At 63.4% G+C, this 26,996-nt stretch carries 24 protein-coding genes; 14 read left to right on the top strand and 10 right to left on the bottom strand.

The features are described 5' to 3' along the window. Positions 1 to 19 precede the first annotated feature (19 nt). Positions 20 to 1,036 carry a TRAP transporter substrate-binding protein gene (locus BLR92_RS13900; protein WP_089729586.1) on the top strand — a complete coding sequence of 339 codons (1,017 nt, stop codon included), beginning with the start codon at positions 20 to 22 and terminating at the stop codon, positions 1,034 to 1,036. Positions 1,037 to 1,054: 18 nt separating this feature from the next. Here BLR92_RS13900 and BLR92_RS13895 read toward each other — a convergent pair whose 3' ends face one another. From BLR92_RS13895 to thiD, 5 genes are all read right to left on the bottom strand, one after another. Further along, on the bottom strand, positions 1,055 to 1,651 hold the full coding sequence (locus BLR92_RS13895; protein ID WP_175488820.1) for a chalcone isomerase family protein: 597 nt from the start codon (positions 1,649 to 1,651) through the stop codon (positions 1,055 to 1,057). Positions 1,652 to 1,677: 26 nt separating this feature from the next. Continuing rightward, positions 1,678 to 3,411 carry a cation:proton antiporter domain-containing protein gene (ybaL, locus tag BLR92_RS13890; RefSeq protein ID WP_089729582.1) on the bottom strand — a complete coding sequence of 578 codons (1,734 nt, stop codon included), beginning with the start codon at positions 3,409 to 3,411 and terminating at the stop codon, positions 1,678 to 1,680. 113 nt (positions 3,412 to 3,524) lie between these two features. Next, positions 3,525 to 4,667 (bottom strand): AI-2E family transporter, encoded by a 1,143-nt coding sequence (locus BLR92_RS13885; RefSeq protein ID WP_089729580.1) that lies wholly within the window; start codon positions 4,665 to 4,667, stop codon positions 3,525 to 3,527. A gap of 134 nt (positions 4,668 to 4,801) precedes the next feature. After that, positions 4,802 to 5,647, bottom strand: a complete 846-nt coding sequence (locus BLR92_RS13880) for a universal stress protein (protein WP_089729744.1) — start codon at positions 5,645 to 5,647, stop codon at positions 4,802 to 4,804. 115 nt (positions 5,648 to 5,762) lie between these two features. Beyond that, positions 5,763 to 6,575 (bottom strand): bifunctional hydroxymethylpyrimidine kinase/phosphomethylpyrimidine kinase, encoded by an 813-nt coding sequence (gene thiD, locus BLR92_RS13875; protein ID WP_089729577.1) that lies wholly within the window; start codon positions 6,573 to 6,575, stop codon positions 5,763 to 5,765. Positions 6,576 to 6,895: 320 nt separating this feature from the next. Here thiD and ndhC point away from each other — a divergent pair, with 320 nt between their 5' ends. The 13 genes from ndhC (at position 6,896) to nuoN (ending at position 22,097) form a co-directional block, all read left to right on the top strand. Beyond that, complete coding sequence (gene ndhC / locus BLR92_RS13870; protein ID WP_089729575.1) at positions 6,896 to 7,306, top strand: NADH-quinone oxidoreductase subunit A; 411 nt, start codon at positions 6,896 to 6,898, stop codon at positions 7,304 to 7,306. A 57-nt stretch (positions 7,307 to 7,363) separates the two neighbouring features. After that, complete coding sequence (locus BLR92_RS13865; protein WP_089729573.1) at positions 7,364 to 8,047, top strand: NuoB/complex I 20 kDa subunit family protein; 684 nt, start codon at positions 7,364 to 7,366, stop codon at positions 8,045 to 8,047. A gap of 103 nt (positions 8,048 to 8,150) precedes the next feature. Further along, positions 8,151 to 9,935, top strand: coding sequence for an NADH-quinone oxidoreductase subunit C/D (gene nuoC / locus BLR92_RS13860; RefSeq protein WP_089729572.1), 1,785 nt, complete (start codon positions 8,151 to 8,153; stop codon positions 9,933 to 9,935). A gap of 2 nt (positions 9,936 to 9,937) precedes the next feature. Then, entirely contained in the window at positions 9,938 to 10,462 is a 525-nt protein-coding gene (gene nuoE, locus BLR92_RS13855; RefSeq protein ID WP_089729571.1) for an NADH-quinone oxidoreductase subunit NuoE, read from the top strand. Further along, positions 10,459 to 11,820, top strand: a complete 1,362-nt coding sequence (gene nuoF, locus BLR92_RS13850) for an NADH-quinone oxidoreductase subunit NuoF (RefSeq protein WP_089729570.1) — start codon at positions 10,459 to 10,461, stop codon at positions 11,818 to 11,820. Before nuoE ends, nuoF begins: the two co-directional genes overlap by 4 nt. A gap of 39 nt (positions 11,821 to 11,859) precedes the next feature. After that, positions 11,860 to 14,703, top strand: coding sequence for an NADH-quinone oxidoreductase subunit NuoG (nuoG, locus tag BLR92_RS13845; RefSeq protein WP_089729568.1), 2,844 nt, complete (start codon positions 11,860 to 11,862; stop codon positions 14,701 to 14,703). Beyond that, positions 14,700 to 15,680, top strand: coding sequence for an NADH-quinone oxidoreductase subunit NuoH (gene nuoH / locus BLR92_RS13840; RefSeq protein WP_089729565.1), 981 nt, complete (start codon positions 14,700 to 14,702; stop codon positions 15,678 to 15,680). The genes nuoG and nuoH overlap by 4 nt, the downstream gene beginning before the upstream one ends. Positions 15,681 to 15,696: 16 nt before the next feature. Next, the gene (gene nuoI / locus BLR92_RS13835) at positions 15,697 to 16,236 is read left to right on the top strand and encodes an NADH-quinone oxidoreductase subunit NuoI (RefSeq protein WP_089729562.1); all 540 of its coding nucleotides are present in this window, start codon (positions 15,697 to 15,699) and stop codon (positions 16,234 to 16,236) included. Positions 16,237 to 16,283: 47 nt separating this feature from the next. After that, complete coding sequence (gene nuoJ / locus BLR92_RS13830; RefSeq protein WP_089729560.1) at positions 16,284 to 16,823, top strand: NADH-quinone oxidoreductase subunit J; 540 nt, start codon at positions 16,284 to 16,286, stop codon at positions 16,821 to 16,823. After that, the gene (gene nuoK, locus BLR92_RS13825) at positions 16,820 to 17,128 is read left to right on the top strand and encodes an NADH-quinone oxidoreductase subunit NuoK (RefSeq protein WP_089729558.1); all 309 of its coding nucleotides are present in this window, start codon (positions 16,820 to 16,822) and stop codon (positions 17,126 to 17,128) included. The genes nuoJ and nuoK overlap by 4 nt, the downstream gene beginning before the upstream one ends. An 11-nt stretch (positions 17,129 to 17,139) precedes the next feature. Then, the gene (gene nuoL / locus BLR92_RS13820) at positions 17,140 to 18,999 is read left to right on the top strand and encodes an NADH-quinone oxidoreductase subunit L (RefSeq protein WP_089729743.1); all 1,860 of its coding nucleotides are present in this window, start codon (positions 17,140 to 17,142) and stop codon (positions 18,997 to 18,999) included. Between the two features lie 98 nt (positions 19,000 to 19,097). Then, entirely contained in the window at positions 19,098 to 20,654 is a 1,557-nt protein-coding gene (nuoM, locus tag BLR92_RS13815; protein WP_089729556.1) for an NADH-quinone oxidoreductase subunit M, read from the top strand. Beyond that, a complete protein-coding gene (gene nuoN / locus BLR92_RS13810; RefSeq protein ID WP_089729554.1) occupies positions 20,655 to 22,097 on the top strand; it encodes an NADH-quinone oxidoreductase subunit NuoN in 1,443 nt (480 codons plus the stop codon). 87 nt (positions 22,098 to 22,184) lie between these two features. On the opposite strand, the gene BLR92_RS13805 is transcribed toward nuoN, so the two are convergent. The 5 genes from BLR92_RS13805 to BLR92_RS13785 form a co-directional block, all read right to left on the bottom strand. Further along, complete coding sequence (locus tag BLR92_RS13805; RefSeq protein ID WP_089729552.1) at positions 22,185 to 23,297, bottom strand: TRAP transporter substrate-binding protein; 1,113 nt, start codon at positions 23,295 to 23,297, stop codon at positions 22,185 to 22,187. A 108-nt stretch (positions 23,298 to 23,405) separates the two neighbouring features. Then, positions 23,406 to 24,812 (bottom strand): TRAP transporter large permease, encoded by a 1,407-nt coding sequence (locus tag BLR92_RS13800; RefSeq protein ID WP_089729550.1) that lies wholly within the window; start codon positions 24,810 to 24,812, stop codon positions 23,406 to 23,408. Continuing rightward, positions 24,812 to 25,369, bottom strand: coding sequence for a TRAP transporter small permease subunit (locus BLR92_RS13795; protein ID WP_089729548.1), 558 nt, complete (start codon positions 25,367 to 25,369; stop codon positions 24,812 to 24,814). Before BLR92_RS13795 ends, BLR92_RS13800 begins: the two co-directional genes overlap by 1 nt. A 155-nt stretch (positions 25,370 to 25,524) precedes the next feature. Continuing rightward, positions 25,525 to 26,334 (bottom strand): endonuclease/exonuclease/phosphatase family protein, encoded by an 810-nt coding sequence (locus BLR92_RS13790; RefSeq protein ID WP_089729545.1) that lies wholly within the window; start codon positions 26,332 to 26,334, stop codon positions 25,525 to 25,527. 1 nt (position 26,335) lies between these two features. Beyond that, positions 26,336 to 26,968 carry a thiol:disulfide interchange protein DsbA/DsbL gene (locus tag BLR92_RS13785; RefSeq protein ID WP_089729544.1) on the bottom strand — a complete coding sequence of 211 codons (633 nt, stop codon included), beginning with the start codon at positions 26,966 to 26,968 and terminating at the stop codon, positions 26,336 to 26,338. Positions 26,969 to 26,996: the final 28 nt, after the last annotated feature.

The raw sequence follows: 26,996 nt of genomic DNA, 5'->3' as shown, positions 1-26,996 counted from the left end.
CGCGAAAAGGATAACAGCCATGTTAAAAAAAGCCGGCCTGATTGCCATTATTGCCGTCGCCGTGACCACCGGCGTGGCTCAAGCCGGAACCTGGCGTTTTGCGCTCGAAGAAATCGACGGCAGCATTCAGGATATCTATGCCGAGGAATTCAAGCGGCGCATCGAGGAGCGCTCAGGCGGCGAGGTCACGGTTGAAATCTACCCCTACGGCACGCTGGGCACATCATCGCAGTTGACCGAGCTGATCCGCGAGGGTGGCGTGCAATTCGCCTTCGCGTCGCCCGGACACCTGGCCCCGACGATTCCCGAAGTCGGCGTCTTTAGCCTGCACTTCCTGTTCTCGGACGACACGCGCGTCAACCAGCGGGTCCTGGGTAATACCCGGGCCACGGCGCTACTGCAGGCGGCTTACAGTGAGCAGAACCTGCAATTGCTGAGCGTCATTTCCGAAGGCTGGATGGCATGGACCGCTAACCGCTCGATCGAGACACCAACCGATATGCAGGGGCTGGAAATTCGCACCATGCCGTCACCGGTGCTGGTTGAAACCTACCGCGCCTACGGCGCCGATCCGGCCACGCTGCCCTACGCACAGGTCTACTCGGGTCTTGAGCTCGAACAGATCGATGCCCAGGTGAACCCGCTATTCGCCATCGAGGAGATGGGCTTTCACGAGGTCCAGGATTACCTGATCCTCGCCAGGTCGGCGCAGTTCATCACCACGCTGGTTGCCAACGACGCCTTCTATGAAGACTTGCCGGAAGAGCGCCAGGCGATGCTGGACGAAGTCACCAACGGCTTGCGTCGCTATATCTTCGAGCAGCAGGCCGAGATCAACCGCCGGCGCCTGGAGAGCATCAAGCAAAGCAGCGATATCAAGCTCATCAGGCTGAGCGATGAACAGCGCGCCATGTTCCGTGAGCGCAGCCTGGTGGCTCGCGACGTCTACATTGAGCAGGCCGGCGAGCGCGGCAAGCAAATCCTGAATGTTCTCGACGAGGAACTGCGTGCCGCCGAGGCGACCAGAAAACGCTAACGGCTCTTACCGAAAACGCTAACGGCTTCTGCCAAGCAGGTCCTGCTTGAAGCTTTCCTGGGCCGGGTCGTCGCCCAACCAGATGGCGAACAGTGCCGAGGCCAGCGCCTGGCTGTCGCTGCGGTGGATCACCTCGCCGTTATAGCTCAGGCGCAGTTCGTCGCCGGTCCAGGTCAACGCATAGCGATCGCCGGGCGCGACATCGCGATAGCTTGCATTGAACGCCCGCAACGGGGCCGATAGCGCTGCGAGTTGGGCATCGTCGACATTCCGGGCGACGCCCTGGCGCGTGGTATCGGCGAAATCCTCGGCCTCGATGGCATGGAAATATTCCAGCACCAGGTGGCGTGGTACGTCGCCCAGCGGTGCCGGGCGCGGAAAGCCGCTGGCCTGATAATAGGCGCCGACATAGGCATCCCAGATCATGTACGTGAACAAGCCGCTGCCGAGCAACTCGTAGCTGCGGCCGTCGATATCGAGCCGGGTGTCGAAATTGACCCCTTCGACGTCGATGATCGTAGGGATTTCCTGGGCCACTGCCGTCGGGCTCAACGAAAGAGCATAGGCCAGAGCGAGGGCGGCGCCCCACGTTCTCGGACGAGTGAGTGCTTGCATGGGGGTCTCGAACGTTGGAGGAAAGGTCATCCGTTGTGACCGCCCGTGGCCTCGGGGGTTCGATCGGCGGGCGGGGTAAAGCGCATCAGGATGTGGCGCAGCATGCCCTTGGCGAGCTCTTCCTCGCCAAAGAACACCTGACCGTGGGCCTCCTTGACCAGCAACGCGGCTTCGTCCTCGCTATGCGTGCGTACGGCCACCTCGATGGTCGGGTTCAGCGTGCGTGCCGTCTCTATCATCTGGCGCACATTGAGCGTATCGGGAATGGCGATGACCAGCATGGCGGCGCGCGCGACATGCGCCTGGATCAGTACCGCCGGATCGCTGGCATCGCCGGACACCGCCGCGATGCCTTGCTTGCGCAGTCTCTCCACCTGTTCGCGGTTCTGTTCCGCCACCACGAAGGGAATGTCGCTCTCGCGCAACGCAGCGCCGATGCGGCTACCGACCCGGCCGTAGCCGACCAGCACCACTTGCCCTTCCAGGTACTTGTCCTCGGTGGTCATCGGCAATTCGGCAAAGGGGTCCTGGCGCTGTTCCAGCTTGCGGGCCAGGCTCGAACTCGCCAGCACTCGGCTGCGCAGCGGTTCGATGAGGGCGAACAACATGGGGTTGAGCGCGATCGAGATCAGTGCCCCGGCCAGGATCAGGCTATTGCCCTCTTCGGGCAGCAATCCGAGCGTCATGCCCAGGCCGGCCAGGATGAACGAGAACTCGCCGATCTGCGCCTGGCTGGCGGCGACCGTGAAGGCGGTGTTCAGCGGGTAGCGGAAGGCCAGAATCAGCGTTGCCGCGGCAACCGATTTGCCAATCACGATAATCGCCACGACAGCCAGCACGCGCAGCGGCTCCTCGATCAGCACCATGGGATCGAACAGCATGCCCACCGAGACGAAGAACAGCACGGCGAAGGCGTCACGCAGAGGCAGCGACTCCTCGGCGGCGCGATGGCTGAATTTCGACTCGCGCATCACCATGCCGGCGAAGAAGGCGCCCAGTGCGAAGGAGATGCCGAATAGCTTCGCCGCGCCGAACGCGATGCCGATCGCGGCGGCGATTATCGACAGCGTGAACAGCTCGCGTGAGCCGGTACGCGCGACCTGCCACAGCAGCCAGGGCAGTAAGCGCTTACCGACCACCAGCATCAATGCAATGAACAGGCCGACCTGCAGTAGCGTCACGCCGAGGGTCAGCCATAACGAGGTATCGCCTGTGACGGTATTCGTCTCGCCACCCAGCATGGCCGCTAGCGGCGGCAGCAATACCAGTACCAGCACCATGACCAGGTCCTGCACGATCAGCCAGCCCACGGCGATACGTCCGTTCATGGACTCCAGCACGCCGCGGGCCTCGAGAACCCTCAACAACACCACGGTGCTGGCTACCGACAGCGCCAGGCCGAAGATCAGACCGCCACCCAGGTTCCAGTCCCATAGCCATGCCACGGCCACCCCCAGCAGGGTGGCGATGGCCATATGGGCGATCGAACCCGGTACGGCAATACGCCTGACGGAGAGCAGGTCGGCCAGCGAGAAGTGCAGCCCGACACCGAACATCAGCAGCATGACGCCGAGTTCGGCCAGTTGCTTGGCGGCACCGACATCCGCCACGTAGCCCGGCGTAGCCGGTCCGATCACGATGCCCGCCAGCAGATAGCCGACCAGCGCCGGCAGACGCGCGCGTTCGGCGACAAACCCCAACACCAACGCGAGGCCGAAAGCGTAGGCAACGGTGGCGATAAGCGAGGTTTCATGGGGCATCGGCGTTACCTGAAAAAAGTGAATGAGAGCGCGTCGTCGTTATTGGACGTTGAATGATAAAGGAGAAGCGATAACCGCTAGAGGGGGGCGAAAAGCCATGGTGGCAAGGGTTTTCAGGCTGGATGGCTGTCCTTGCTGCTGTCTTTCTCGTTGGTTTTGCCAGCGGCTTCCGATGCGTTGGCGATCTTCTCGTCACGCGCCGTTTCCAGATCGGCATCGTGCAGCCATTCGTGCCAGATCGCGACCAGCAGGGCCATGAGCACGGGACCGACGAAAAGACCGATGATGCCCATCGTCTTGACGCCGCCGATCAGTCCGAAAAAGGTCGGCAGGAAGGGCAGCTTGATCGGGCCGCCGACCAGCCTGGGACGCAGTGTCTTGTCGACGATGAACAGCTCCGTCGTGCCCCAGGCAAATAGTCCCAGCGCCGCGGCCAGTTCGCCGGAACCCAGCAGATAGAGCGAAACGAGCGTAAACGTGAGCGGCGCGCCGCCGGGAATCAGCGCCATGAACGCCGTCAGCACGCCCAGCACGACGGGCGACGGCACGCCGGCAATCCAATAGGCGGTGCCGAGTACGACGCCTTCGCCCATGGCGATCAAGCCCATCCCGACCACCGTGGAGCTCACCGTGGCGGGCACCACGCGCGAGAAACGCTTCCAGCGTGCGGGTAGAATCCGCTCGCCGACGATATCGAGCTGCCCTGCCAGGCGCGCACCGTCCTTGTAAATGAAGAACAGGCTGATCAGCATGAACACGATAGCCAGCAGCAAACTGAAAGCGCCACCGCTGAACGCCAACAGCCAGCGCGAAATATCGCCGATGTGATCGCCGCTGAAGATATCGACGACGGAGCTCAGGGCGTTGGGTTCGCTGAGATATTCCTGCCATTGAAGGGAGAGCCACTCGCCGACGCCGGGCAGCGCCGATATCCACTCCGGGGTGGGGATGCCGACCCGGTTGGCCACCAACAGCCATTCGATCCAGCCTTTCAACTCCTGAAGGGCAAAGGAGAAGGCCAGCGAGATCGGTACCACCAGCCCGACGATGATGATGATCAGGGCGATGCTGGCGGCCAGCACGTTGCTCCCCAGGCACAGGCGATGCAGGCGCCGATAGAGCGGCCAACTGGCGAAACCCACGATCAGCGCGGCCAACAGCGGTACCAGGAAACCGATGAAGAAATACACGCCAGCGGCCAGTACCAGGACCAGCAGCCATCGAGCCACAGTGTTGTCGTGAACGATCGGGTTCATGAAATGCTCTATCGTCGGGCCGAACTGGCAAACTGCAGGAATAGCGACTATAGCACGCTTGGCGACACACTTGAGGCGTCGCTTATCCGTTCGGCAGCCGGGGTAGCTTATTCAGCACGATCGACGGGTTCTGCCTACCAGGCGCGGCACACCATCAGGTCGCAATGAGGCTCGGCGAGTAGGCGCTGGGTGAGGTGCCCGTGACGCCCCAGTTGGGCATGACTGCTCAGCGCCAACAGATCCGGTGGTTGGTGGCGCAGGCGGTCGAGCAGCACCTCGCCGGGATCGCCCTGCTCCAGCTCCAGCTCCAGTTCGGGGACATCGCCCAGCTCGGCCATGACCGACTCGACCTCCTGCTCCAGCTGCTGGCGCAGGCGTTCGACCTCGCGGTCGCGCCAACGCGCGTAGCCGCTGTCGGAGCCGAGCTCCTGCTCGCCGGGAATGTCCCAGGCATGCAGTAGTGTCAGGCGCGCTTCGGGAAAGCGCTTCAGAGTCTGGCGCAGGGTATGTCGACAAGCCAACGAGAAATCCACTGGAACCAGCACGTCCTGCCAGTCCTGGTTGGCCGGGTGGCTGGCCGATAATACCGGGCAGGGCGCGCCACGTAGTACGCGGGCCAAGGTCGTGCCGCCGACCAGTTCCGGCTGGCCGCGCTTACGGTGGGCGCCGAGCACGATCAAGTCTGCGTCGCGCTCATGGGCTTCGCGGATGATCTCGGCGTAGGGAGCTCCGGTGACCGTCTGGATCAACGTCTCCGGCGCCGGCAGGGCGTAGTCCTCGCGCAGGTCGAGCATCATGCGCTCCATCTCGGCGACCACGGCGCTTTCGAGGTCGCGCAATGCCTGATGCGGCAAGTGGGGATCGAGAACATGCAGCACATCGAGACGGGCACCGTTATCGACCGCCAGGCGAATGGCTCTGGCGAAGGCGGCGCGATTCTCGGCGGACAGGTCGCAAGCGAACAGCAGCGTCCGGGGCATGACGGCATCTCTCTTGTTCATGGGCAGCGGCCATGGGGCGGTTCGGCAATGAATCCTACTCAAGCATGGTCAGCGCCGCGCCGTCCTGCAAGTTAGCTGCAAGTTTACCGAGCGACTACCACCAGGCGTGGAAGTGATGCACCGGGCCATGGCCCTTGCCGACGCTGAGACGTTCACTGGCGTGGAGCGCCTGGCCGAGCCACACCTTGGCGCGCTGCACGGCCTCGACCAGCGTGTCGCCACGCGCCAGATTGGCGGCAATCGCCGAGGACAGCGTGCAGCCGGTGCCGTGCAGGTTGTCGGTGGCCACGCGCTCGGCCTCGAGCCAGCAGTTGCCCTCGACGGTGGTCAGCAGGTCGGGACAGCGCTCGCCACTCAGGTGGCCGCCCTTGAGTAGCACGTTGGGCGCGCCGAGCGCGCGCAGTGCCGGTAGCATGGCTTGCATGGCATCGGGATCGCGGGCCGTGGGGGCGTCTAGCAATACCGCGGCTTCGGGCAGGTTGGGGGTGATCAGGTCGGCCAGCGGAACCAGAATCTCGCGCACCGCGCGGATGCCGGCATCATCGACCAGGATATCACCGCTCTTGGCGACCATCACCGGGTCGAGCACGATCCAGCGCGGGCGCTGGCGAGCGAAGGCATCGCGAATCGTCAGTGCCACCTCGCGGCTGGCGACCATGCCGATCTTCACGGCGTCGATGGCGACGTCGTCGAGCAGGGTGTCGAGCTGGGCGGCGATGAAATCCGCGGGCACGGGGTGCACGCCGGTGACGCCACGCGTGCTCTGCGCGGTCAGTGCGGTGATCACGCTGGCACCGTAGGCGCCGAGTGCCGAAAAGGTCTTCAGGTCGGCCTGAAGACCGGCGCCACCCGACGGGTCGGAGCCGGCGATGGTCAGGACGTTGGGAATGCGTGGAGAGCTTGTCATCGCGAATCGGGTCTTGGCTGCCGGAAGATAGCACAGACTAAATCAGTCCATGGCCCGAGGCCATGTCGAGTGCGTTTTCGGACTTCCGCTGATAAATGCGCTTGGATCGACGCTATCGGGCAGAGCATTACGCTGTATCAATGCGATTGGCTAGTGCCAATGTGTTGAATCCCTCAACTATCGGACTATGACAAACCCACGCCGATCTTTTATCATTGTCGGGTCGTTAGTGAGCGAAGCGGCTTGCTAGCTCGCTTCAGTCGCGGCCGGTACCTGACATTCCGGATCGCGATTGGGTTTCTGGTATGACGAGGGAGTCCATGAATCAGAACGCTACAGCGCTGATCGCCGAGTACTGGGCCGTTGGGCTATTCGTTGCCGCTGTCGTTACCCTTTGCGTTTTCATGATCGGTGCCGCCAGCCTACTGGGTGGGCGTAGTCGCGGACGCAGCAAGTCCCTGCCCTTCGAGTCGGGCATTATCGGCGCCGGTAGTGCCCGCCAGCGATTCTCCGTCAAATTCTATCTGGTCGCGATGCTGTTCGTGATCTTCGATATCGAAGCCGTTTTCCTGTTCGCCTGGTCGGTTGCCGTTCGTGAAGTGGGTTGGAGCGGTTTCTGGGGCGCGGCGATATTCATTTTCATTCTGCTTGCCGGTCTGGTCTACGATAGCCGTGTCGGTGCCCTGGACTGGGCACCCAAACGGCGTGTGCGAGTGGACGATAGCATCTGATACCACCGCAGCCGATGGCCGCGGTGAGTTACCGATTACGCTTGTGCTGGAGGCTACATGGCTTACACCTTGACGCGTGCCACGGATGATGCCGTTGCCGCGGACAATGCCCGCTATCCGCTGAGTGAACGCCAGCGCGCCGAAGACCCGATGAAGCAACAGGTTCATCGCAACGTCTTCACCGGCAAGCTCGATGAAGTCCTCAATTCGGCGGTCAACTGGGGGCGTAAGAATTCGCTGTGGCCCTACAACTTCGGCTTGTCGTGCTGTTACGTGGAGATGACCACCGCCTTCACCGCGCCCCACGACATCGCCCGCTTCGGCGCCGAGGTTATTCGCGCCTCGCCGCGCCAGGCGGACTTCATGGTCATCGCCGGCACCTGTTTCATCAAGATGGCCCCTGTCATCCAGCAGCTCTACGATCAGATGCTTGAGCCCAAATGGGTCATCTCGATGGGCTCGTGCGCCAATTCCGGCGGCATGTACGACATCTACTCGGTGGTGCAGGGAGTCGACAAGTTCCTGCCGGTGGATGTCTACATCCCGGGCTGTCCGCCGCGCCCCGAGGCGTTCCTGCAGGGCCTGCAGTTATTGCAGGACTCGATTCAGGAGGAGCGCCGGCCGTTGTCCTGGGTGGTCGGCGACCAGGGTGTCTACCGTGCCGAAATGCCATCGCAGCGTGAAAAAATGCGCGAGCAGCGCATCCAGGCCACTGAGTTGCGTACGCCCGATAGCGTTTGAGCCCGAGGCGACCAGCCACTGAGATGGCCGGTCGTCAACGCGCGCAGTATCCGAGCCGGTAGTATCGTTTACCCATTCATCGCCCAAGAGTTCATCCACGTCCATGAGCGTCGCCACACCGAGATCCGATTCGTCGACAACCGGGGCCAGCGCCGACCCCGTGGTCGAGGCACTCAAGCAGCATTTCGGCGACCAGGCCATCAGGGAGCAGGATACGCTGACCGGCTTGCCGGTGCTGTGGGTGGCGCGTGAGGCGCTGACCGATGTCATCGGCTTCTTGCGCAATATGCCGCAGCCCTTCGAGATGCTGTTCGATCTTTCGGCGCTCGACGAGCGCTTGCGTGGCCAGCGCCATGGGCTGCCCGATGCCGACTTCACGGTGTTCTATCATCTACTCTCGGTCAGCCGCAATCGCGACGTGATGCTTAAGGTGGCGCTCGCCGAGGGTGATCTGGCGCTGCCCAGCATCGTTTCGCTGTATCCCAACGCCAACTGGTACGAGCGTGAAGTCTGGGACATGTTCGGGATCGACTTTCGCGGTCACCCGCACCTGGCGCGAATTCTGATGCCGCCGACCTGGCACGGCCATCCACTACGCAAGGATTACCCGGCGCGCGCCACCGAGTTCGATCCCTATACACTGACCGTCGAGGGCCAGGACAAGGAGCAGCAGGCGCTACAGTTCGACCCCGAGGCCTGGGGCATGCGGCGTGGCAACGACGACACCGAGTTCATGTTTCTCAACCTCGGCCCCAACCACCCGTCGGCGCACGGCGCTTTTCGTATCGTATTGCAGCTCGACGGCGAAGAGATCGTCGATTGCGTGCCGGATATTGGCTATCACCACCGCGGCGCCGAGAAGATGGCCGAGCGCCAGTCCTGGCACAGTTTCATCCCCTATACCGACCGCATCGACTATACCGGCGGGGTGATGAACAACCTGCCGTATATCCTGGCGGCGGAGAAGCTCGCTGGTATCCAGGTAACATCGCGTGCCGAGACGATCCGCGTGATGATGGCGGAGTTGTTCCGCATCAATAGTCACCTGCTGTTCCTGGGTACCTACCTGCAGGACCTGGGTGCCATGACGCCGGTGTTCTTCACCTTCACCGATCGCCAGAAAGCCTACGAAGTGATCGAGGCGATCACCGGCTTTCGCATGCACCCGGCCTGGTATCGCATTGGCGGCGTCGCTCACGATCTGCCGAATGGCTGGGATCGGCTGATGCAGGGCTTTCTCGACTGGATGCCCAAGCGCTTGCGCGAATACGAGCGGGTGATGATGGAAAACGCCATCGTTATCGAGCGGACCCGGCATATCGCCGCCTTCAACACCAAGGAGGCGTTGGCCTGGGGCGTTACCGGCCCCAACCTGCGGGCCACCGGCTGCGATTTCGACCTGCGCAAGCAGCGCCCCTATTCCGGTTACGAGAACTTCGACTTCGAAATACCGCTGGGCGCCAACGGCGACGCCTTCGATCGTGGTCAGCTGCGTATCGATGAGATGCGCCAGAGCCTGCGTATCATCCAGCAGTGCGTCGACAACATGCCGGCCGGCGACTACAAGGCCGATCACCCGCTGACCACGCCGCCACCACGCGACAAGATGCTGCAGCACATCGAGACGCTGATCACCCACTTCCTGCAGGTTTCCTGGGGGCCGGTGCTCAAGCCCAATGAGTCGCTGCAGATGATCGAGGCGACCAAGGGCATCAACAGTTATTACCTGACCAGTGACGGCAACACCATGAGCTATCGCACGCGTATCCGCACGCCGAGCTTTCCGCATCTGCAGCAGATTCCGATGCTGATGCGCGGCGGCTTCGTGCCGGACCTGATTGCTCACCTGGGGAGTATCGATTTCGTCATGGCCGACGTGGACCGCTGATTATGAACGACACCGTGCGCGCGCAAGTGCATTCGGCCATTGCCAGCGATGGCGACGGCTTCACCCTGCATGCCGACGATCTGCATGCCATCGAGCATGAACGCGACCACTACGAGCAGCCTCAGGCGGCCTGTATCGAGGCGCTGAAGATCGTTCAGCGTCGCCATGGCTGGGTGCCGGATGGCGCGATCCCGGCCATCGCCAACGTGCTGGGCATCGGCGCGGCGAGCGTCGAGGGCGTGGCGACGTTCTACAGTCTGATCTTCCGCCAGCCGGTGGGCCGCCACGTGATCCTGGTCTGCGACAGCAGCTCGTGCTTTCTCACCGATTACGAGCAACTGCGCGATGCGTTGACGGAGCATTTGGGCATCGGCTTCGGCGAGACCACGCCGGACGGGCGCTTCACGCTGCTGCCGGTGTGCTGCCTGGGCGCCTGCGATCGCGGCCCGGCGATGATGATCGGCGACGACACCTACGGCCCCGTGATGATCGATGACGTGGCCTCGCTGCTGGAGGGCTACCCATGACGGCAAGTCAGCGCTACCGCTGCCAGTTGCACCAGAGCGCCGCCGAGCGCAGCGCCGAAACGCACCCCCTGACCTGGCGGCTGCGTGAAGACAGCGCCCTGATCGGTCTCGACGAGTACCTCGACAAGGACGGCTACGCCGCCGTCAGGCAAACGCTCGGTAGCCAGTCGCCGCAGGATGTGATCGCCACCGTCAAGCAGGCCAATGTGCGCGGGCGTGGCGGTGCCGGCTTCTCGGCGGGCATGAAGTGGAGCCTGACCCTGCAGGGCGGAGACCTGCCGCGCGGCTATATCGTCTGCAATGCCGACGAGATGGAACCCGGCACCTTCAAGGATCGGCTGCTGCTCGAGCAACTGCCGCACCTGCTGATCGAAGGTATGATTCTCGGCGGCTACGCCAACAATTCGCGCTTCGGCTATATCTTCCTGCGTGGCGAGTACATCGAGGCCGCGCGCGCGGTAACGCAGGCGCTGGACGAAGCTCGCGCCGCCGGTTGGCTGGGCGCCGACATTGCCGGCAGCGGCTTCGATTTCGATATTGCGCTGCATACCGGTGCCGGGCGCTACATCTGCGGCGAAGAGACCGCGCTGATCAGCTCGCTGGAAGGCAAGCGCGCCAATCCGCGTGCCAAGCCGCCGTTCCCGGGCCAGTCCGGCGCCTGGGGCAAGCCCACCGTGGTCAATAACGTCGAAACGCTATGCAACGTACCGGCGGTGCTGCGTCATGGTGCCGAGTGGTATCAGGGACTTTCCGGCGGCCTCAGTAACGATGGCGGCACCAAGCTGTATGGCGTCTCCGGCAAGGTCAATCGCCCCGGCCTGTGGGAATTGCCGATCGGCACCAGCGGCCGTGAGTTGATCGAGCGCGCCGGCGGCATGCGCGACGGTCGTGCCTTGAAGACCTGGCTGCCCGGCGGTGGCAGTACCGGCTTCCTGCTGCCCGAGCATCTCGAACTGGCGCTCGACTTCGACACCATCGGCGAACAGGGCAGCCGCATGGGCACCGGCCTATTGACCGTGGTCAACGAGGACCAGAGCATGGTGTCGCTGGCGCGCAATCTCGAAGAGTTTTTCGCTCGCGAGTCCTGCGGTTGGTGTACGCCCTGCCGCGACGGCCTGCCGTGGACGGTGAAGATTCTGCGTGCGCTGGAACGCGGCGAAGGCGAGCAGGGCGATATCGAGTTGCTCGAGGAATTGGCCAACGACCTGGGGCCGGGCAAGACCTTCTGCGCCCACGCGCCGGGGGCGGCCATGCCGCTGGAAAGCGCGCTGCGCTATTTCCGCGATGAGTTCGAGCGAGGCGTCACGCATCCGCGCGGCGCGGCGCATGAGGATCCGATTCCGGTGGGTGAAGTATGAGCCGAGCGATGAACCAACGGCAGGGAGAGAGATAACGGCATGGCGACGATTCATGTGGACGGCCGGGCCTACGAGGTCGACGGCGCGGACAACCTGCTTCAGGCCTGCCTGTCGTTAGGGCTCGATGTGCCCTATTTCTGCTGGCATCCGGCGATGGGCAGCGTGGGCGCCTGCCGCCAGTGCGCGGTCAAACAGTACAAGGACGCCGACGACACCCAGGGCAAACTGGTCATGTCCTGCATGACGCCGGCCAGCGACGATAGTTGGATCGCCATCGAGGACGAAGAGGCCCGCGAGTTTCGCGCCAGCGTCGTCGAGTGGCTGATGGTCAACCACCCGCACGACTGCCCGGTGTGCGAGGAAGGCGGCCATTGCCACCTCCAGGACATGACGGTAATGACCGGCCACGACCGCCGGCGCTATCGCTTTCGCAAGCGCACCCACCGCAATCAGTATCTGGGCCCGTTCGTCGCTCACGAGATGAACCGTTGCATTACCTGCTATCGCTGCGTGCGTTTCTATAACGATTATGCCGGTGGCGAGGATCTCGGTGCTTTCGGCGCCAACGATAACGTGTATTTCGGTCGCCACCAGGACGGCGTGCTGGAGAGCGAGTTTTCGGGCAACCTGACCGAGGTCTGCCCGACCGGCGTGTTCACCGACCAGACCCACTCCGATCGCTATACCCGCAAATGGGACCTGCAGTTCGCGCCGAGCATCTGTCACCAGTGCGCGGTGGGCTGCAACACCAGCCCCGGCGAGCGCTACGGCGATATCCGGCGCATCGAGAATCGCTACCATGGCGAGGTCAACCGTCACTTCCTGTGCGATCGCGGTCGCTTCGGTCATGGTTACGTCAATCGTGACGACCGCCCACGGTGCCCCGAGTGGCGCAGCCAGGCGAGCGACGAGAGCATGACGCTGGAAATCGATGCAGCGCTGGATCGTGGCGCCGATGTCCTGCGCAGTGCCCGCCGGGTGATCGGCATCGGCTCGCCGCGCGCCAGCCTCGAAAGCAATCACCAACTGCGCGAACTGGTCGGCGCAGCCAATTTCTCGACCGGCATCGTCGCCCGCGAGCAAGCCTGCCTGGAACGCATGGCGCGCTTGAGCCGGGAAAGTGGGCTACCCACGCCGACACTGCGCGATGTCGAGGAGCACGACGCCATACTGGTGCTTGGCGAAGACCTGATCCAGAGCGCGGCGCGGCTCGGCCTGTCGGTGCGCCAGGCGGTGCTGGGCCGGCGCGAGGAGTTGGCCGAGGCGCGTGGCATTCCGGCCTGGAATGCCGAGGCGGTGAAAACCCTGGGTCAGGACAACTACCACCCACTGTTCGTCGCTTACCCGACGGCTACCGGGCTCGATGGCATCGCCGAGGCCAGTTGGGCGCTGGCGCCCGACGATATCGCCCGGCTGGGCTTCGCCATCGCGCACGTCATCGACGCTGCGGCGCCGGCCGTCGCCGATCTCGACGAGGCCACGCGCCTCGAGGCCGAGCGTATCGCTAGCGCGCTGCTTGCCGCCCGGCGTCCGCTGGTGATCAGCGGTGGCTCGCTGGGCTCGGAGGCGGTCATCGAGGCCGCCGGCAATATCGCCCGGGCATTGTCGCGCAGGGCCCGCGATGGCGGCCTGATACTGGTGCGCAACGAGGCCAATAGCACCGGGCTGGAATTGCTCGGTGGCCAACCGCTGGAGTGGGCGCTGGATGAACTGAACACTCAGATGGCCGATGCGGTGGTGATCCTCGAGAACGATCTCTATCATCGCCTGCCCCGCGAGCGTGTCGACTCGGCGCTTGATCTTGCCGAGGTGGTTGTCGTACTTGACCACCAGCGCACCGCGACCTGGAATCGCGCCCACCTGGGCTTGCCGGCGGCCAGTTTCGCCGAAGGCGACGGTACGCTGGTCAGCCTGGAGGGCCGTGCGCAGCGCTTCTTCCAGGTCTTCGATCCACGCTACATTCGCCCCGAATCACGTATCCACGAAAGCTGGCGTTGGCTGCATGCCGTGCGCGCCGGCATGCTGCGCGAAGATGTCTCCGATATTACTCTCGATGCGGTGACTCTGGACTGCGCGCGACGCACGCCGGCGCTGGCGGGCATCGTCGAGGCCGCGCCGGGCTCCGACTATCGCGTGGAGGGTCTCAAGCTGGCGCGCGAACCGCACCGCTACAGTGGGCGCACGGCGATGCGCTCTCACCTGAACGTCGACGAACCACGTACGCCGCAGGATCCCGATACGCCCTTCACCTTTTCGATGGAGGGCTACAACGGCTTCGAGCGTCCGCGTAAGGACGTGGCCTTCGCCTGGGCGCCGGGCTGGAACTCGCCGCAGGCGTGGAACAAGTTCACCGACGAAGTGGGCGGTCACTTACGCGCCGGCGACCCGGGCGTGCGCCTGCTGCATCCGCTGCCCGGTGGCTACGATTATGTCCGCGAGATACCTTCGAGCTTTGCGCGGCGTGACGGGCAGTGGCAAGTGGTCGTGTTGCCGCGACTGTTTGGCGGCGAGGAAACCTCGTCGCGCTCGGCGCCGATCTCGGAGCGCGCGGCGCCCGCGGCATTGATTCTGTCGGCTGACGATGCCCAGCGCTTGGACGTCGTCGATGGCGCCACGCTCGTTTTGGAGACCGACACCGGGCGCGTGGCCTTGCCGCTGCGTCTCGATGCGGCGCTGCCGGCGGGCATCGTCGGCGTGCCGGCGGGACTCGACGCGGCGTTCTCGAGCGGCGACTGGGGCTCGCTGTTTATAGGCCCCGAAGCCGGCCTTGATGCAATGGGCCCCGAAACCGGCGCCCACAGCAAGGGCCCCGAAACCGGTCCTCTCGCCAACGACGATTCCGGGCGCGATGAGCGTGCGGATGGTGGGGAGGAGCGCCCATGAACTGGCTGACTCCGCAGGTCGTGGCGGCGATCGTCGCCATGCTGCAGGCCGTGGTGATTCTGCTGGCGGCGGTATTGCTGGGGGCGGTGATGACGGTGGTCGAGCGGCGCCTGCTGGGGCTGTGGCAGGATCGCTACGGGCCCAATCGCGTCGGTCCATTCGGCACGCTGCAACTGGTCGCCGACATGATCAAGATCTTCTTCAAGGAAGACTGGATCCCGCCGTTCGCCGACCGCACCCTGTTCGTGCTGGCGCCGGGCATCGCCATGGCCTCGCTGCTGCTGTCGTTCATGATCATCCCGATCACCCCCACCTGGGGGGTCTCGGACATGAACGTCGGCCTGCTGTTCTTCTTCGCCATGGCCGGCATCAATGTCTATGCGGTGCTGTTCGGCGGTTGGGCCAGCGGTAACAAATACGCGCTGATCGGCGCCATGCGCGCCTCGGCGCAGACGCTGTCCTATGAAGTGTTCATGGGCCTGGCATTGATGGGCGTGGTGGCGACGACCGGTTCGTTCAACATGCGCGACATCGTCGATGCCCAGCAGGGCATGTGGTTCATCATTCCGCAGTTCTTCGGCTTCTGTACCTTCGTGATCGCCGGTATCGCGGTGACTCACCGCCATCCCTTCGACCAGCCGGAAGCCGAGCAGGAGCTGGCCGACGGCTATCACGTCGAATACTCGAGCATGAAGTTCGGCATGTTCTTCATCGGCGAGTACGTCGGTATGGTGCTGATCTCGGCGCTGCTGGTGACGCTATTCTTCGGCGGCTGGCATGGCCCATGGCTGCCGCCGTTCGTGTGGTTCGCGCTCAAGACGGGCATCTTCCTAGTGTTGTTCATCCTGCTGCGCGCGTCGTTGCCGCGCCCCCGTTACGATCGGGTGATGAGCTTCGGCTGGAAGATCTGCCTGCCGCTGACCCTGATCAACCTACTGGTGACCGGCGCGGTGATTCTGCTCGCCGGTCCCGCCTGACCAAGGAGTGACTGACATGCTCATGTGGCTGTTCAAAGGCACCTGGTCGCAACTGCGTACGATCGGCATGGTCTTCATGCATACCTTTCGCAAGCGCGAGACGGTCAATTATCCCGAGCAGAAGGTTTACCTGCCGCCGCGCTATCGCGGTCGCATCGTGTTGACCCGCGACCCCGACGGCGAGGAGCGCTGCGTGGCCTGCAACCTTTGCGCGGTGGCTTGCCCGGTGGCCTGTATCTCGCTGCAGAAGGGCGAGAAGGAAGATGGCCGCTGGTATCCCGAGTTTTTCCGCATCAACTTTTCGCGCTGCATCTTCTGTGGCATGTGCGAGGAGGCCTGCCCGACCTCGGCAATTCAATTGACGCCGGATTTCGAGATGGGCGAATACCGCCGTCAGGAGTTGGTTTACGAGAAGGAAGACCTGCTAATCAGCGGGCCGGGCAAGGATCACGACTACCACTTTTACCGCGTGGCCGGACTGTCAATCGCCGGCAAGGACAAGGGGCGCGCCCAGAACGAAGAAGCGCCGAAGGATGTTAAGACATTGATGCCCTGACGCTTCCGCGCGTTTGGGAAAGAGTGGTTAGTGCCAAGGGGACGTTAATGGAAATCGCCTTCTACCTGAGCGGCCTGGTTGCCGTGCTGGCGACGCTCGGGGTCATCACCAATGCCAATCCGGTGCATGCGCTGCTGTATCTGATTGTCTCGCTGATCGCCGTGGCGATGGTGTTTTTCTCGCTCGGCGCGCCGTTCGCCGGGGCGCTGGAAATCATCGTCTATGCGGGTGCGATCATGGTGCTGTTCGTGTTCGTGGTGATGATGCTGAATCTTGGCGAGGGGGTCGCCGCCCAGGAGCGTGCCTGGCTCAAGCCGCGTACCTGGCTGGGCCCGGCGGTTCTCGCCGCCGCGCTGTTGCTGGTGTTGATCGCCACGCTGTGGCGCGGCGATATCGGCCTGGTGATCCAGGGCGAGACGCTGACCGCCAAGATGGTGGGCATCACCCTGTTCGGTCCCTGGCTGATCGTGGTCGAACTGGCGGCGATGCTGCTGCTGGCGGCGCTGGTCACGGCATCGCACGTCGGACGCATGGCGCCGGACAAGCCGGCGACGAATCGGGAAACGGGCGCGAGGGGAGACGCATGAGCGGTGTGCCGATGGAACATGGCCTGGTGTTGGCGGCCATCCTGTTTGCGCTGGGTCTGGCGGGGCTGATGTTTCGCCGCAACATGATCTTCGTGTTGATGAGTCTCGAGGTCATGCTCAATGCGGCGGGTTTGGCCTTCATCGTCGGCGGCACGGCCTGGCAACAGCCCGAGGGCCAGGCGATGTTCCTGCTGGTGATCACCCTGGCGGCGGCGGAGGCCAGCGTGGGGCTGGCGCTGCTGATTCAGCTCAACCACCGTTTCAAGACGCTGGATCTCGATGCGGCCAGTAGGATGCGTGGATAATGGGATTGCCAATGACGTTACTCTTGCCACTGACTTTCCTGTTACCGCTAGCCGGGACGCTGATTCTTTCGATATCGCGTGGCACCTTGAGCGAGCGTGCCAGCGCCTTTGTCGGCGTGGCCAGCATCGGCCTGTCGGCGCTGGTCACCGGCCTGATCTTCCTACAGTTTCTCGCCGGAGACGGCGCGCCGCAGACGGTCACTCTGTGGACCTGGATAGCCGTGGGCGACTTCCAGCCAACCATCGGCCTGGCGCTCGATGGGCTGTCGTTGACCATGCTCGGCGTGATCACCGGCGTGGGCTTTCTGATCCATCTGTTCGCCGCCTGGTACATGCGTGGCGAGGAAGGGATCACGCGCTTCTACGCCTTCATGAACCTGTTCGTGTTCAGCATGATATTGCTGGTGCTGGGCGACAATCTGTTGATGCTCTTCCTCGGCTGGGAAGGCGTGGGGATGTGCAGCTATCTGCTGATTGGCTATTACTACCAGCACTCGACCAACGGCTGGGCGGCCTTCAAGGCGTTTATCGTCACGCGCATCGGCGATGTGTTTCTGGCCATCGGCATGTTCTTGATCTTCCTCGAACTGGGCACGCTGAACATCGCCGAAATCCTCCAGCGTGCGCCCGAGGTCTGGGCGCGTGGCGACACCATGGTCGAGCTGGCCGCGCTGCTGATCCTGGGTGGGGCGATGGGTAAATCGGCGCAGTTGCCGTTGCATACCTGGTTGGCCGATGCCATGGCCGGCCCTACGCCGGTTTCGGCGCTGATCCATGCGGCAACCATGGTCACCGCCGGGGTTTATCTGATCGCGCGCATGAACGGCATCTTCACGCTGGCCCCGGACGTGCTCTACCTGGTCGGCGTGATCGGCGCGCTGACGCTGCTGATGGCCGGTTTCGCCGCGCTGGCGCAGACCGACATCAAGCGCGTACTGGCCTACTCGACGATGAGCCAGATCGGCTATATGTTCCTGGCGCTGGGCGTGGGCGCCTTCGATGCGGCGATCTTCCATCTGATGACCCATGCCTTCTTCAAGGCGCTGTTGTTCCTCTCCGCCGGCGCGGTGATCGTCAGCTGCCATCATGAGCAGGACATGAGCCGCCTGGGTGGGTTGTGGCGGCGCCTGCCGCTGGCCTACGCCGGTTTCGTGATCGGTGGCGCGGCCCTGGCGGCACTGCCGCTGATTACCGCCGGCTTCTACAGCAAGGACGAAATTCTCTGGCAGGCGCTGGCCTCGGGTAATGGTGGGCTGTTGCTGGCCGGTTTGATCGGGGCGTTCCTGACCTCGCTGTACACCCTGCGGCTGATCATCGGCACCTTCCATGGCGAAACGAAAAGCGACAACGCACGGCATGCCGAAGCGGGGCGCGGCTTGGTGCATGGCCTGCCGCTGGTCGTGCTGGCCGTGCTGTCGACGTTCCTCGGTGCCTGGCTGCAACCGCCGCTGGCGGACGTGCTCCCGGCGAGCCCCGGCGAAGGCGTGCACGCCTGGCATACCGCGTTGGAGATCATCGCCTCCGCGACCGCGCTGGCGGGTATCGCTCTTGGGGCCTGGCTGTTCCTGCGCCGGCGCGAGTGGCTGGCGCGCCTCGCCGGGCAGGGCTGGGGCGCGCGGCTGTGGACGCTATGGAATCACGCCTGGGGCTTCGATGCCTTCTTCGACCGGCTGCTGGTGCGTCCTTATCGTGGCCTGGTCAGGCTGCTGAGCGGCGACCCCCTCGATGGCTTGATTGGTCTTTCCACGCGCCTGGCCTGGCTATTCAACGCGGGGCTTACACGCACGCAGACCGGCAAGATGCGCATTTATGCCACCTCGATGGTGTTCGGCGCGACGCTGGTGCTGCTGGTGCTGGTCCTCGGGGCCTGACCACGCCATGAATAACGTATGACTAAGGGATTCGACATGACGAGACGTCGATCGAGGCAGGCGGTGACGCCGGAATATTCACAGGGAACGCAAGGCTTATGACGCTGGTCTGGTTGATCCTGATCCCATTTATCGGCGGGCTGTTGTGTTGGCAGGCGGAGCGTTGGGGAGAGATGGCCCCGCGTTGGATCGCACTCGGCACCATGCTGCTCGAACTTCTGATTACCCTGGGGCTATGGTGGAGCGGCGATTACCAGCTGCCGGCCGGCGCCATGGCTGGCGCGGCCGACGGCGCTGCCTGGGCCATGGAGTGGCGGGTGCCGTGGATCCCGCGCTTCGGCATCGACGTGCATCTGGCGCTCGACGGCCTGTCGCTGGTGCTGATCGCGTTGACCGGTTTCCTCGGCGCGCTGGCGGTGCTGTGTTCGTGGACCGAGATCGTGCGCCGGGTGGGCTTCTTCCACCTCAACCTGCTGTGGATTCTCGGCGGGGTGGTCGGGGTGTTCCTGGCCATCGACCTGTTCCTGTTCTTCTTCTTCTGGGAAATGATGCTGGTGCCGATGTACTTCCTGATCGCGCTGTGGGGGCACAGCGGTTCGGACGGCAAGACGCGCATCGCCACGGCGGCCAAGTTCTTCATCTACACCCAGGCCAGTGGCCTGTTGATGCTGGTGGCCATCCTGGGCCTGGTTTTCATTCATTACACCAATACCGGCGAGTACTCGTTCAGCTACGAGGTACTGCGTAACACGCCGCTTTCCGACGGCGTGGCGATGTGGTTGATGCTGGGCTTCTTCATTGCCTTCGCGGTCAAGCTGCCGGTGGTGCCGCTGCATGGCTGGCTGCCCGATGCGCATGCCCAGGCACCCACCGCGGGTAGCGTGGATCTGGCGGGTATTCTGCTCAAGACCGCGGCCTACGGCATGCTGCGCTTCGCGATCCCGCTGTTTCCCGAGGCGTCGCAGGCCTTCGCGCCGATCGCCATGGGCCTGGGGCTGGTGGGGATTTTCTACGGCGCGGTGATGGCTTGCGGCCAGCATGACATCAAGCGCCTGATCGCCTACACCAGTATTTCGCACATGGGCTTCGTGCTGATCGGCATCTACTCGGGTTCCAAGCTGGCTCTGCAGGGCGTGGTGGCGCTGATGGTCGCTCACGCCTTCTCGGCGGCCGCTCTGTTCATCCTCAGCGGTCAGATCTACGAGCGCCTGGGTAGCCGCGACATGCGCAAGATGGGCGGGCTATGGGGACGCATGGGCAGCCTGTCGGGCTTCTCGCTGTGTTTCGTCATGGCCTCGTTGGGCATGCCTGGAACGGCCAACTTCGTCGGCGAGTTCATGGTGCTGTTCGGCACCTTCGGCGTGGCGCCGTGGGTCGTGGTCATCGCCAGCGCCGGGCTGGTGCTGGCGGCAGTCTATTCGCTGATATTGATGCAACGAGCGCATTACGGGCCATCGCGGGATGAGCAGCGTTTCGCCGATTTCGACCGGCGTGAATACGCCATGATGCTGAGCCTGCTGGCCCTGGTGCTGTTCTTTGGGCTTTATCCCCAGCCGCTGCTGGATACCACGGCTTCAGCGATGAGCCAAGTGCAGCAGATATTCAGCGTGGCCGACGCCAACGCCGCGACCACTTTGCTGACGGGGGCTCGATAAATGCTGACCATGACGCACCTCGTGGCCCTCACGCCGCTGATCCTGGTTTGCATCACGGCGGTCGCGGTGATGCTGGGTATCGCCTGGCAACGCCACCATGCCGGAACGGCGATTGCCTCCGCCGCCGGCCTGAATATTGCGCTGCTGTCGGTACTGGTCATCTGGCAGATGGGCCCGGTCGAAACGCCACTGCTGGTCATCGACGGACTGGCACTGTTTGCCGCGATACTGATCCTGATCTCGACCTTGGTCTGCGTGACCCTGGCGCACGCTTACCTGGAGAAGTACCCCGGCCCCCGCGAGGAGTTTTATCTACTGCTGCTGTGCGCGGCGGCGGGCGGTATCGTGTTGGCGGCGAGCCGGCACCTGGCGACGCTGTTCTTCGGCCTCGAACTGCTGTCGATGCCGCTGTACGGCATGCTCGCCTACGCGTTTCGCGAGCGGCATTCCCTGGAAGCCGGCATCAAGTACCTGGTGCTATCGGCGGCGGCCACGGCCTTTCTGCTGTTCGGCATGGCATTGTTGTATGCCCAGACCGGACGACTGGATCTGGCCGGGCTGGCGGTGGCGCTTACCGAGGACCCCAACGCCTGGGCGCTGGCCGGTGCCGGGTTGATGCTCGTCGGCCTGGGCTTCAAGCTATCCATCGTACCCTTCCATCTGTGGACGCCGGATGTCTACGAGGGCGGCCCCGGGCCCGCCGCGACCTTCCTGGCGTCGGCGAGCAAGGTCGCGGTGTTCGTCGTGCTCCTGCGTCTGGTGCTGGTGGCGCCGGCCTTCCAGGGCGATTGGCTGCATGGCCTGCTGGCGGTGCTGGCGGTAGTCACCATGCTGGTCGGCAATCTGTTGGCACTCGCCCAGTCCAATCTCAAGCGCCTGCTCGGCTATTCGTCGATCGCGCACTTCGGCTACCTGATGGTGGCGCTGGTGATCGGCGACGGACTGGCGGTGGAAACCGTGGGTGTCTATCTGGTGACCTATCTGGTGACGACGCTGGGCGCCTTCGGCGTGGTTACGCTGTTGTCGACGCCCTACAGCGGCGAGGACGCAGCGGCGCTGCACCACTATCGCGGCCTGTTCTGGCGGCGGCCCTATCTCACGGCGGTGCTGACCGTATCGATGCTGTCGTTGGCCGGCATCCCCTTCACGGCGGGTTTCATCGGCAAGTTCTATATCATCGCGCTGGGCGTGGAGGCCGAGCGCTGGTGGCTGGTCGGCGGTATCATCATGGGCAGTGCCATCGGGCTCTTCTACTATCTGCGGGTGATGGTCACGCTGTTCCTGGTCGAACCGGGCATGCAGCGTCGCGACGCGCCCCATGATTGGGGCGTGCGCGCCGGTGGCGTGGTGGTGCTGGGTCTGGCGCTGCTGGTGCTGTTGCTGGGCGTTTACCCGTCGCCGATGATCGAATGGGTCAAGCTGATGGCGGTCGCCGGTAGTTGAGTCGGACTCTACGCCAGCGGTAATAGGGTAAAGGTATCGGTAAAAAACGGGCTCGCCAATGGCGAGCCCGTTTCGCATTACCGCGTGTTATTCCGCAGCGGTAGTGTCGCCCTCCGGGTTACGCGCATTGTAGTAGGCCTGTTCGGAGATGGCGTGGTAATTGACCACCTTGTCCTGGAAGGCACTGTAGGAGTCGTAGATCTTCTGCGCCATGGGGCTGGAGGCGGCCAGCTCCTGGGTGACCTTGGCGGAGATCTCCTTGGCGCGCGCCAGCACATCGTCGGGGTAACGCCGGAGCTTGACGCCGTGCTCGTCGATCAGCGTCTGCAGGGCGTCGTTGTTGCGCGCGGTGTACTCGTCGATGACATCCTGATTGACGTCGCGAGCGGCGGTCTTGACGATCGCCTGCAGATCCTCGGGCAGCGATGACCAGGCTTCGTCGTTGATGATCAGTTCGAACATCACCGTCGGCTCGTGCCAGCCCGGATAGTAGTAATACTCGGCGGCCTGGTGCAGGCCGAAGGCCAGGTCGTTGTACGGGCCGATCCAGTCGGTGGCATCGATGGCGCCGGACTGCAGCGAGGTGAAGATTTCACCGCCCGGCATGTTGACGATCGCCACGCCCATGCGGCTCATGACCTCGCCGCCGAGGCCCGGCATGCGCATCTTGAGACCTTCGAGATCGGCGACGGAGTTGATCTGCTTGTTGTACCAGCCACCCATCTGCACGCCGGTGGCGCCGGCCGCCATGACTTGCAGCCCGAACTGGTCGTAGAGCTCGTTCCATAGCTCGATACCGTCGCCATAGTGCAACCAGGCATTCATTTCCGTGGTGTTCATGCCAAACGGCACGGCAGCGAAGAACTGCGCGGCCGGCGCCTTGCCCTTCCAGTAGTAGGAGGCGGAATGGCCCATCTCGGCGGTGCCTGCGGAAACCGCGCCGAAGACCTCGAAGCCGGGAACCAGTTGACCGGCGCCATAGACCTTGATGGTCAGACGTCCATCGGACATCTTCTCGACCAGGTCGGCGAGGCGCTCGGGGCCCTGACCGACACCGGGGAAGTTCTTCGGCCACGAGGTGACCAGCTTCCATTCATAGGTTTCCTGAGCGTTAGCGGTATTATCGACCACCGTGGCAAGACCGAGGCCGGTAGCGGCGGTGGTCATGGCGATGGCTGCTGCAAGAGACTTGAATTGCATAGCGCGTTTCCCCTTGTTATGTAGTTGAGCGCTTAGGGTTACTGCTGCGTGATTCAGGCGGGCTTGTGGCCCGCCCTGAGCACCTGGTGAATCTGTCGAAGTCGTCGTTTATTTGAACTGCGCGGGCAGCCAGGTCGCGAGCTCGGGAAAGAAAGCCAGTGCGATGAGCATGCCAAGCTGGATGAGAATGAACGGAATCACCCCGCGATAGATCGCCGTGGTGGGTATCGAAGACGGAGCCACGCCGCGCAGGTAGAACAGCGCGAAACCGAATGGCGGCGTGAGGAACGAGGTCTGCAGGTTGATGGCGATCATGATGCCCAGCCAGACCGGATCGAGACCCATGGCCAGCAGCGCCGGGCCGACGATCGGCACCACCACGAAGATGATCTCGATGAAGTCGAGAATGAAACCGAGCAGGAAGATGACCAGCATGACGATGATCGTCGCGCCGATCACGCCGCCGGGCATCTTCTCGAACACGCTATTGACCAGTTCCTCGCCGCCATAGGCGCGGAAGACCAGCGAGAACAGCGCCGCGCCGATCAGGATCAGAAACACCATGGTGGTGACATGCGTGGTCGAGCGCACCGCGTCCCTGAGCATGGCGAAATTCAGTCTGCCGTAGGCCAGGGCGAGGATCATCGCGCCGAAGGCGCCCACCGCCGAAGCCTCGGTGGGCGTGGCGAAGCCACCGAGGATCGAGCCAAGCACCGCGATGATCAATATCAGCGGCGGCACCAGGCCCCTGAGCAGCAGCATGCCCAGGCCGCTCTTGTGGCCGAGTTCGGCCATCAATTCCTTGCGGTTGGCCGGCGGCGCCGAATCGGGCTTGAGCCAGGCGACAGCGGTCACGTAGGCGGTATACAAAAATACTAGCAACAGGCCGGGGATCATGGCGCCGATGAACAAATCGCCCACCGAGACGGTCTTGGGGCTGAAGATGCCCATCGAGAGCTGGGCCTGCTGGTAGGCCGAGGACAATACGTCGCCGAGCAGTACCAGCACGATGGAGGGCGGAATGATCTGGCCGAGCGTGCCGGTCGCGCAGATGGTGCCGGTGGCCAGCGCTGGGCTGTAACCGCGCTTGAGCATGGTCGGCAACGACAGCAGACCCATGGTGACCACGGTGGCGCCGACGATGCCCGTCGAGGCCGCCAGCAGCATGCCGACCAGGGTCACCGAAATGGCCAGCCCGCCGCGCAGCGAGCCGAACATCAACGCCATGGCGTCGAGCAGCGTTTCGGCGATCTTGGACTTCTCCAGCAGTACGCCCATCAGCACGAACAACGGCACGGCGAGCAGCGTGTTGTTGCTCATGATGCCGTAGAGGCGGTTAGGCAGCGCCGAGAGGAAACTGGCATCGAAATGCGCGTTGATACCCAGCGCCTCGAGGCCCATTCCGAGACCGGAAAACGCCAGGGCGGTGCCGGCTAGCGATAGCGCGACGGGGTAACCCAACATCAATACCAGACAGATAACGACGAACAGTACGAGGGGCATGTACTCCAGCATCAGAGAAGTTCCTCGGCATGATCGCTATCGCTGGGCGGTGCCAGGCGGCCGGAGATGATCAGGGCATTGCGAATGATTTCGGCAACCCCCTGCACGATCATCAGGATGGCAAAGGCGGGAATCAGGGTCTTCAGCAGGAAGATGGCGGGAATGCCGCCGGTTTCCGGCGACCCCTCGAGAATCGCCCAGGATCTCGCGACATAGCCCCAACTGGAGACGAGGATGAAGCTCATGAACGGAATCAGCAGTAGTAGGGTGCCGAGCAGGTCGGTCCAGGCCTTGCGACGTACCGATGCGGCCCGATAGAAGATGTCGACGCGTACATGGCCCTCGTGCTTGAGGGTATAGGAGGCGGCGAGCAGAAACACCGTCGCATGCATGTACATGATCGATTCCTGCATGGGGATGCTGTTGACGTTGAAGGCGTAACGCAGCACCACCACCAGGAATTGAATCAACATCATAACCAGGACCAGCCAGGCGACCGCCCTGCCCAGCCGTTCGGTGATGCTGTCGATCCAGGCCAGGGGTGCCGGCATGGACGAAGCATGTTTCATGGGAGTTCTCTCTCCAATAAGGCGTTTTGCGCCGTTCTTTTTTGTAACTCGCCACCATCGATTATCCGAAGCCTGGGGTATTGGCGGACTTCGATGGCGGTGTCTCATGTAAAAGCCACGTTAATCTGAACGTTTGCGGCGCGGGGGGCAATCGATCATTGGTCTGACAAACTTTCCATCGCTCGGTGACAAGCCGCGGGCAAATGCAGGTCCACCGCCAGCGGTAGGTGGTCGGAAAACAATTGCTCGAGCGTTTGCAGCTTGCCGGCCTTGAGCGAGGATGACAGCAGGATGTGATCCAGCGCTCGGCGAGGTTGCCAGGACGGATAGCTCAGCAGCGGACGCACCGGATGCAGGGGCAGCGACGTGCAAAAGCGCGAATGGGCGTGCAACTGATCGGGCGTGCAGTTCAGATCGCCCATCACCACCACGTGCCTGAGCGGCGCAATCAACTCGCTGAGATAGTCGAGTTGGCGTACCCGGCCACGATGGCTGAGTGCCAGATGCGCGACGAACACATGCAGTGCATCGGGGCCGTCGCCATAACGCGCATGGATGGCACCGCGTCCGGGCAGCGTGCCGGGTAGGCGATGCACCTGAACCTGGCCGGGGGCCGGACGCGAGAGCAGGCCGTTGCTGTGCTGGGCCACGCGGCCCAGGTTGCGGTTGAGCTGTTGGAAGTGATGCGTGAAGCCGGCGCTGCGCGCCAGGTATTCCACCTGGTTGACATTCCCCGAGCGGAAACTGCCGCCATCGACCTCCTGCAAGCCGACGATATCGAACTGGCTCAACACCTCGCCGATCATGTCCAGGCGCCCCTGGCGCCTGGGATGAGGCAAGAAATGCTGCCAACTGCGAGTCACGTAATGGCGGTAGGACGAGGTCTGTATGCCGACCTGCAAGTTGAAGGTCAGCAGCCGCAACGTGGCGGCGTGGGACTCAACGCCGGCGTGCGCGGTACTCACATCACTCGGCCTGTTCGCTGCGCACCTTTTCGATCAGCGCGCCGGCAATCTGCGGCATGTTGTCGAGGCTGCCGGCGCTACTCGGCGTGATCACGTAGCGCCCATCGACGATCAGCGCCGGCACCCCCATCAACTGATAGGCGCGCATCTTGGCATGGGCCTGGTTGATCTGGCTCTTGACGCCGAACGAGGTCAATGCCTCCTTGGCCTGTTCTTCGCTAACGCCATAGTTACTGAAGAAGGCCGCGATATCGTCGACATCGGTCAGTCGCTTGCCATCCTGGTGAATGGCATCGAAGAAGTCGCTATGCACTTCATCGAGAATGCCCAGTTGCTTGGCGGCGAAGAATGCCGTGGCATGATCGACCCAGGTCTGGCCCATGGTTGCCGGGATGCGCTGGAAGGTGACGTCCTCGGGCAGCTCGGCGACCCAGGCATTGAGCGGCTCTTCCAGGTTGTAGCAGTGCGGGCAGCCGTACCAGAAGACTTCGGTGACTTCGATCTGGCCCTCGTCCACGCTGGTTTCCACGGGCGTGTCGAGCACCGTGTAGTGTTCTCCCGCCACGGGTGGGGCGGCCATGGCCAGTGTCGACAGGCCAAGGCCGGCGGCAACGGCAATCCATTGTTTCAGCATGCGCCAATTCTCCTGGGAAGGTTGATTT

The sequence above is a fragment of the Modicisalibacter muralis genome (genome assembly GCF_900102945.1).
In the GTDB taxonomy this organism is placed as follows: domain Bacteria; phylum Pseudomonadota; class Gammaproteobacteria; order Pseudomonadales; family Halomonadaceae; genus Modicisalibacter; species Modicisalibacter muralis.
Note: the sequence above shows the minus strand (reverse complement) of the source record. Positions and strands in the feature narration are given on the sequence as shown.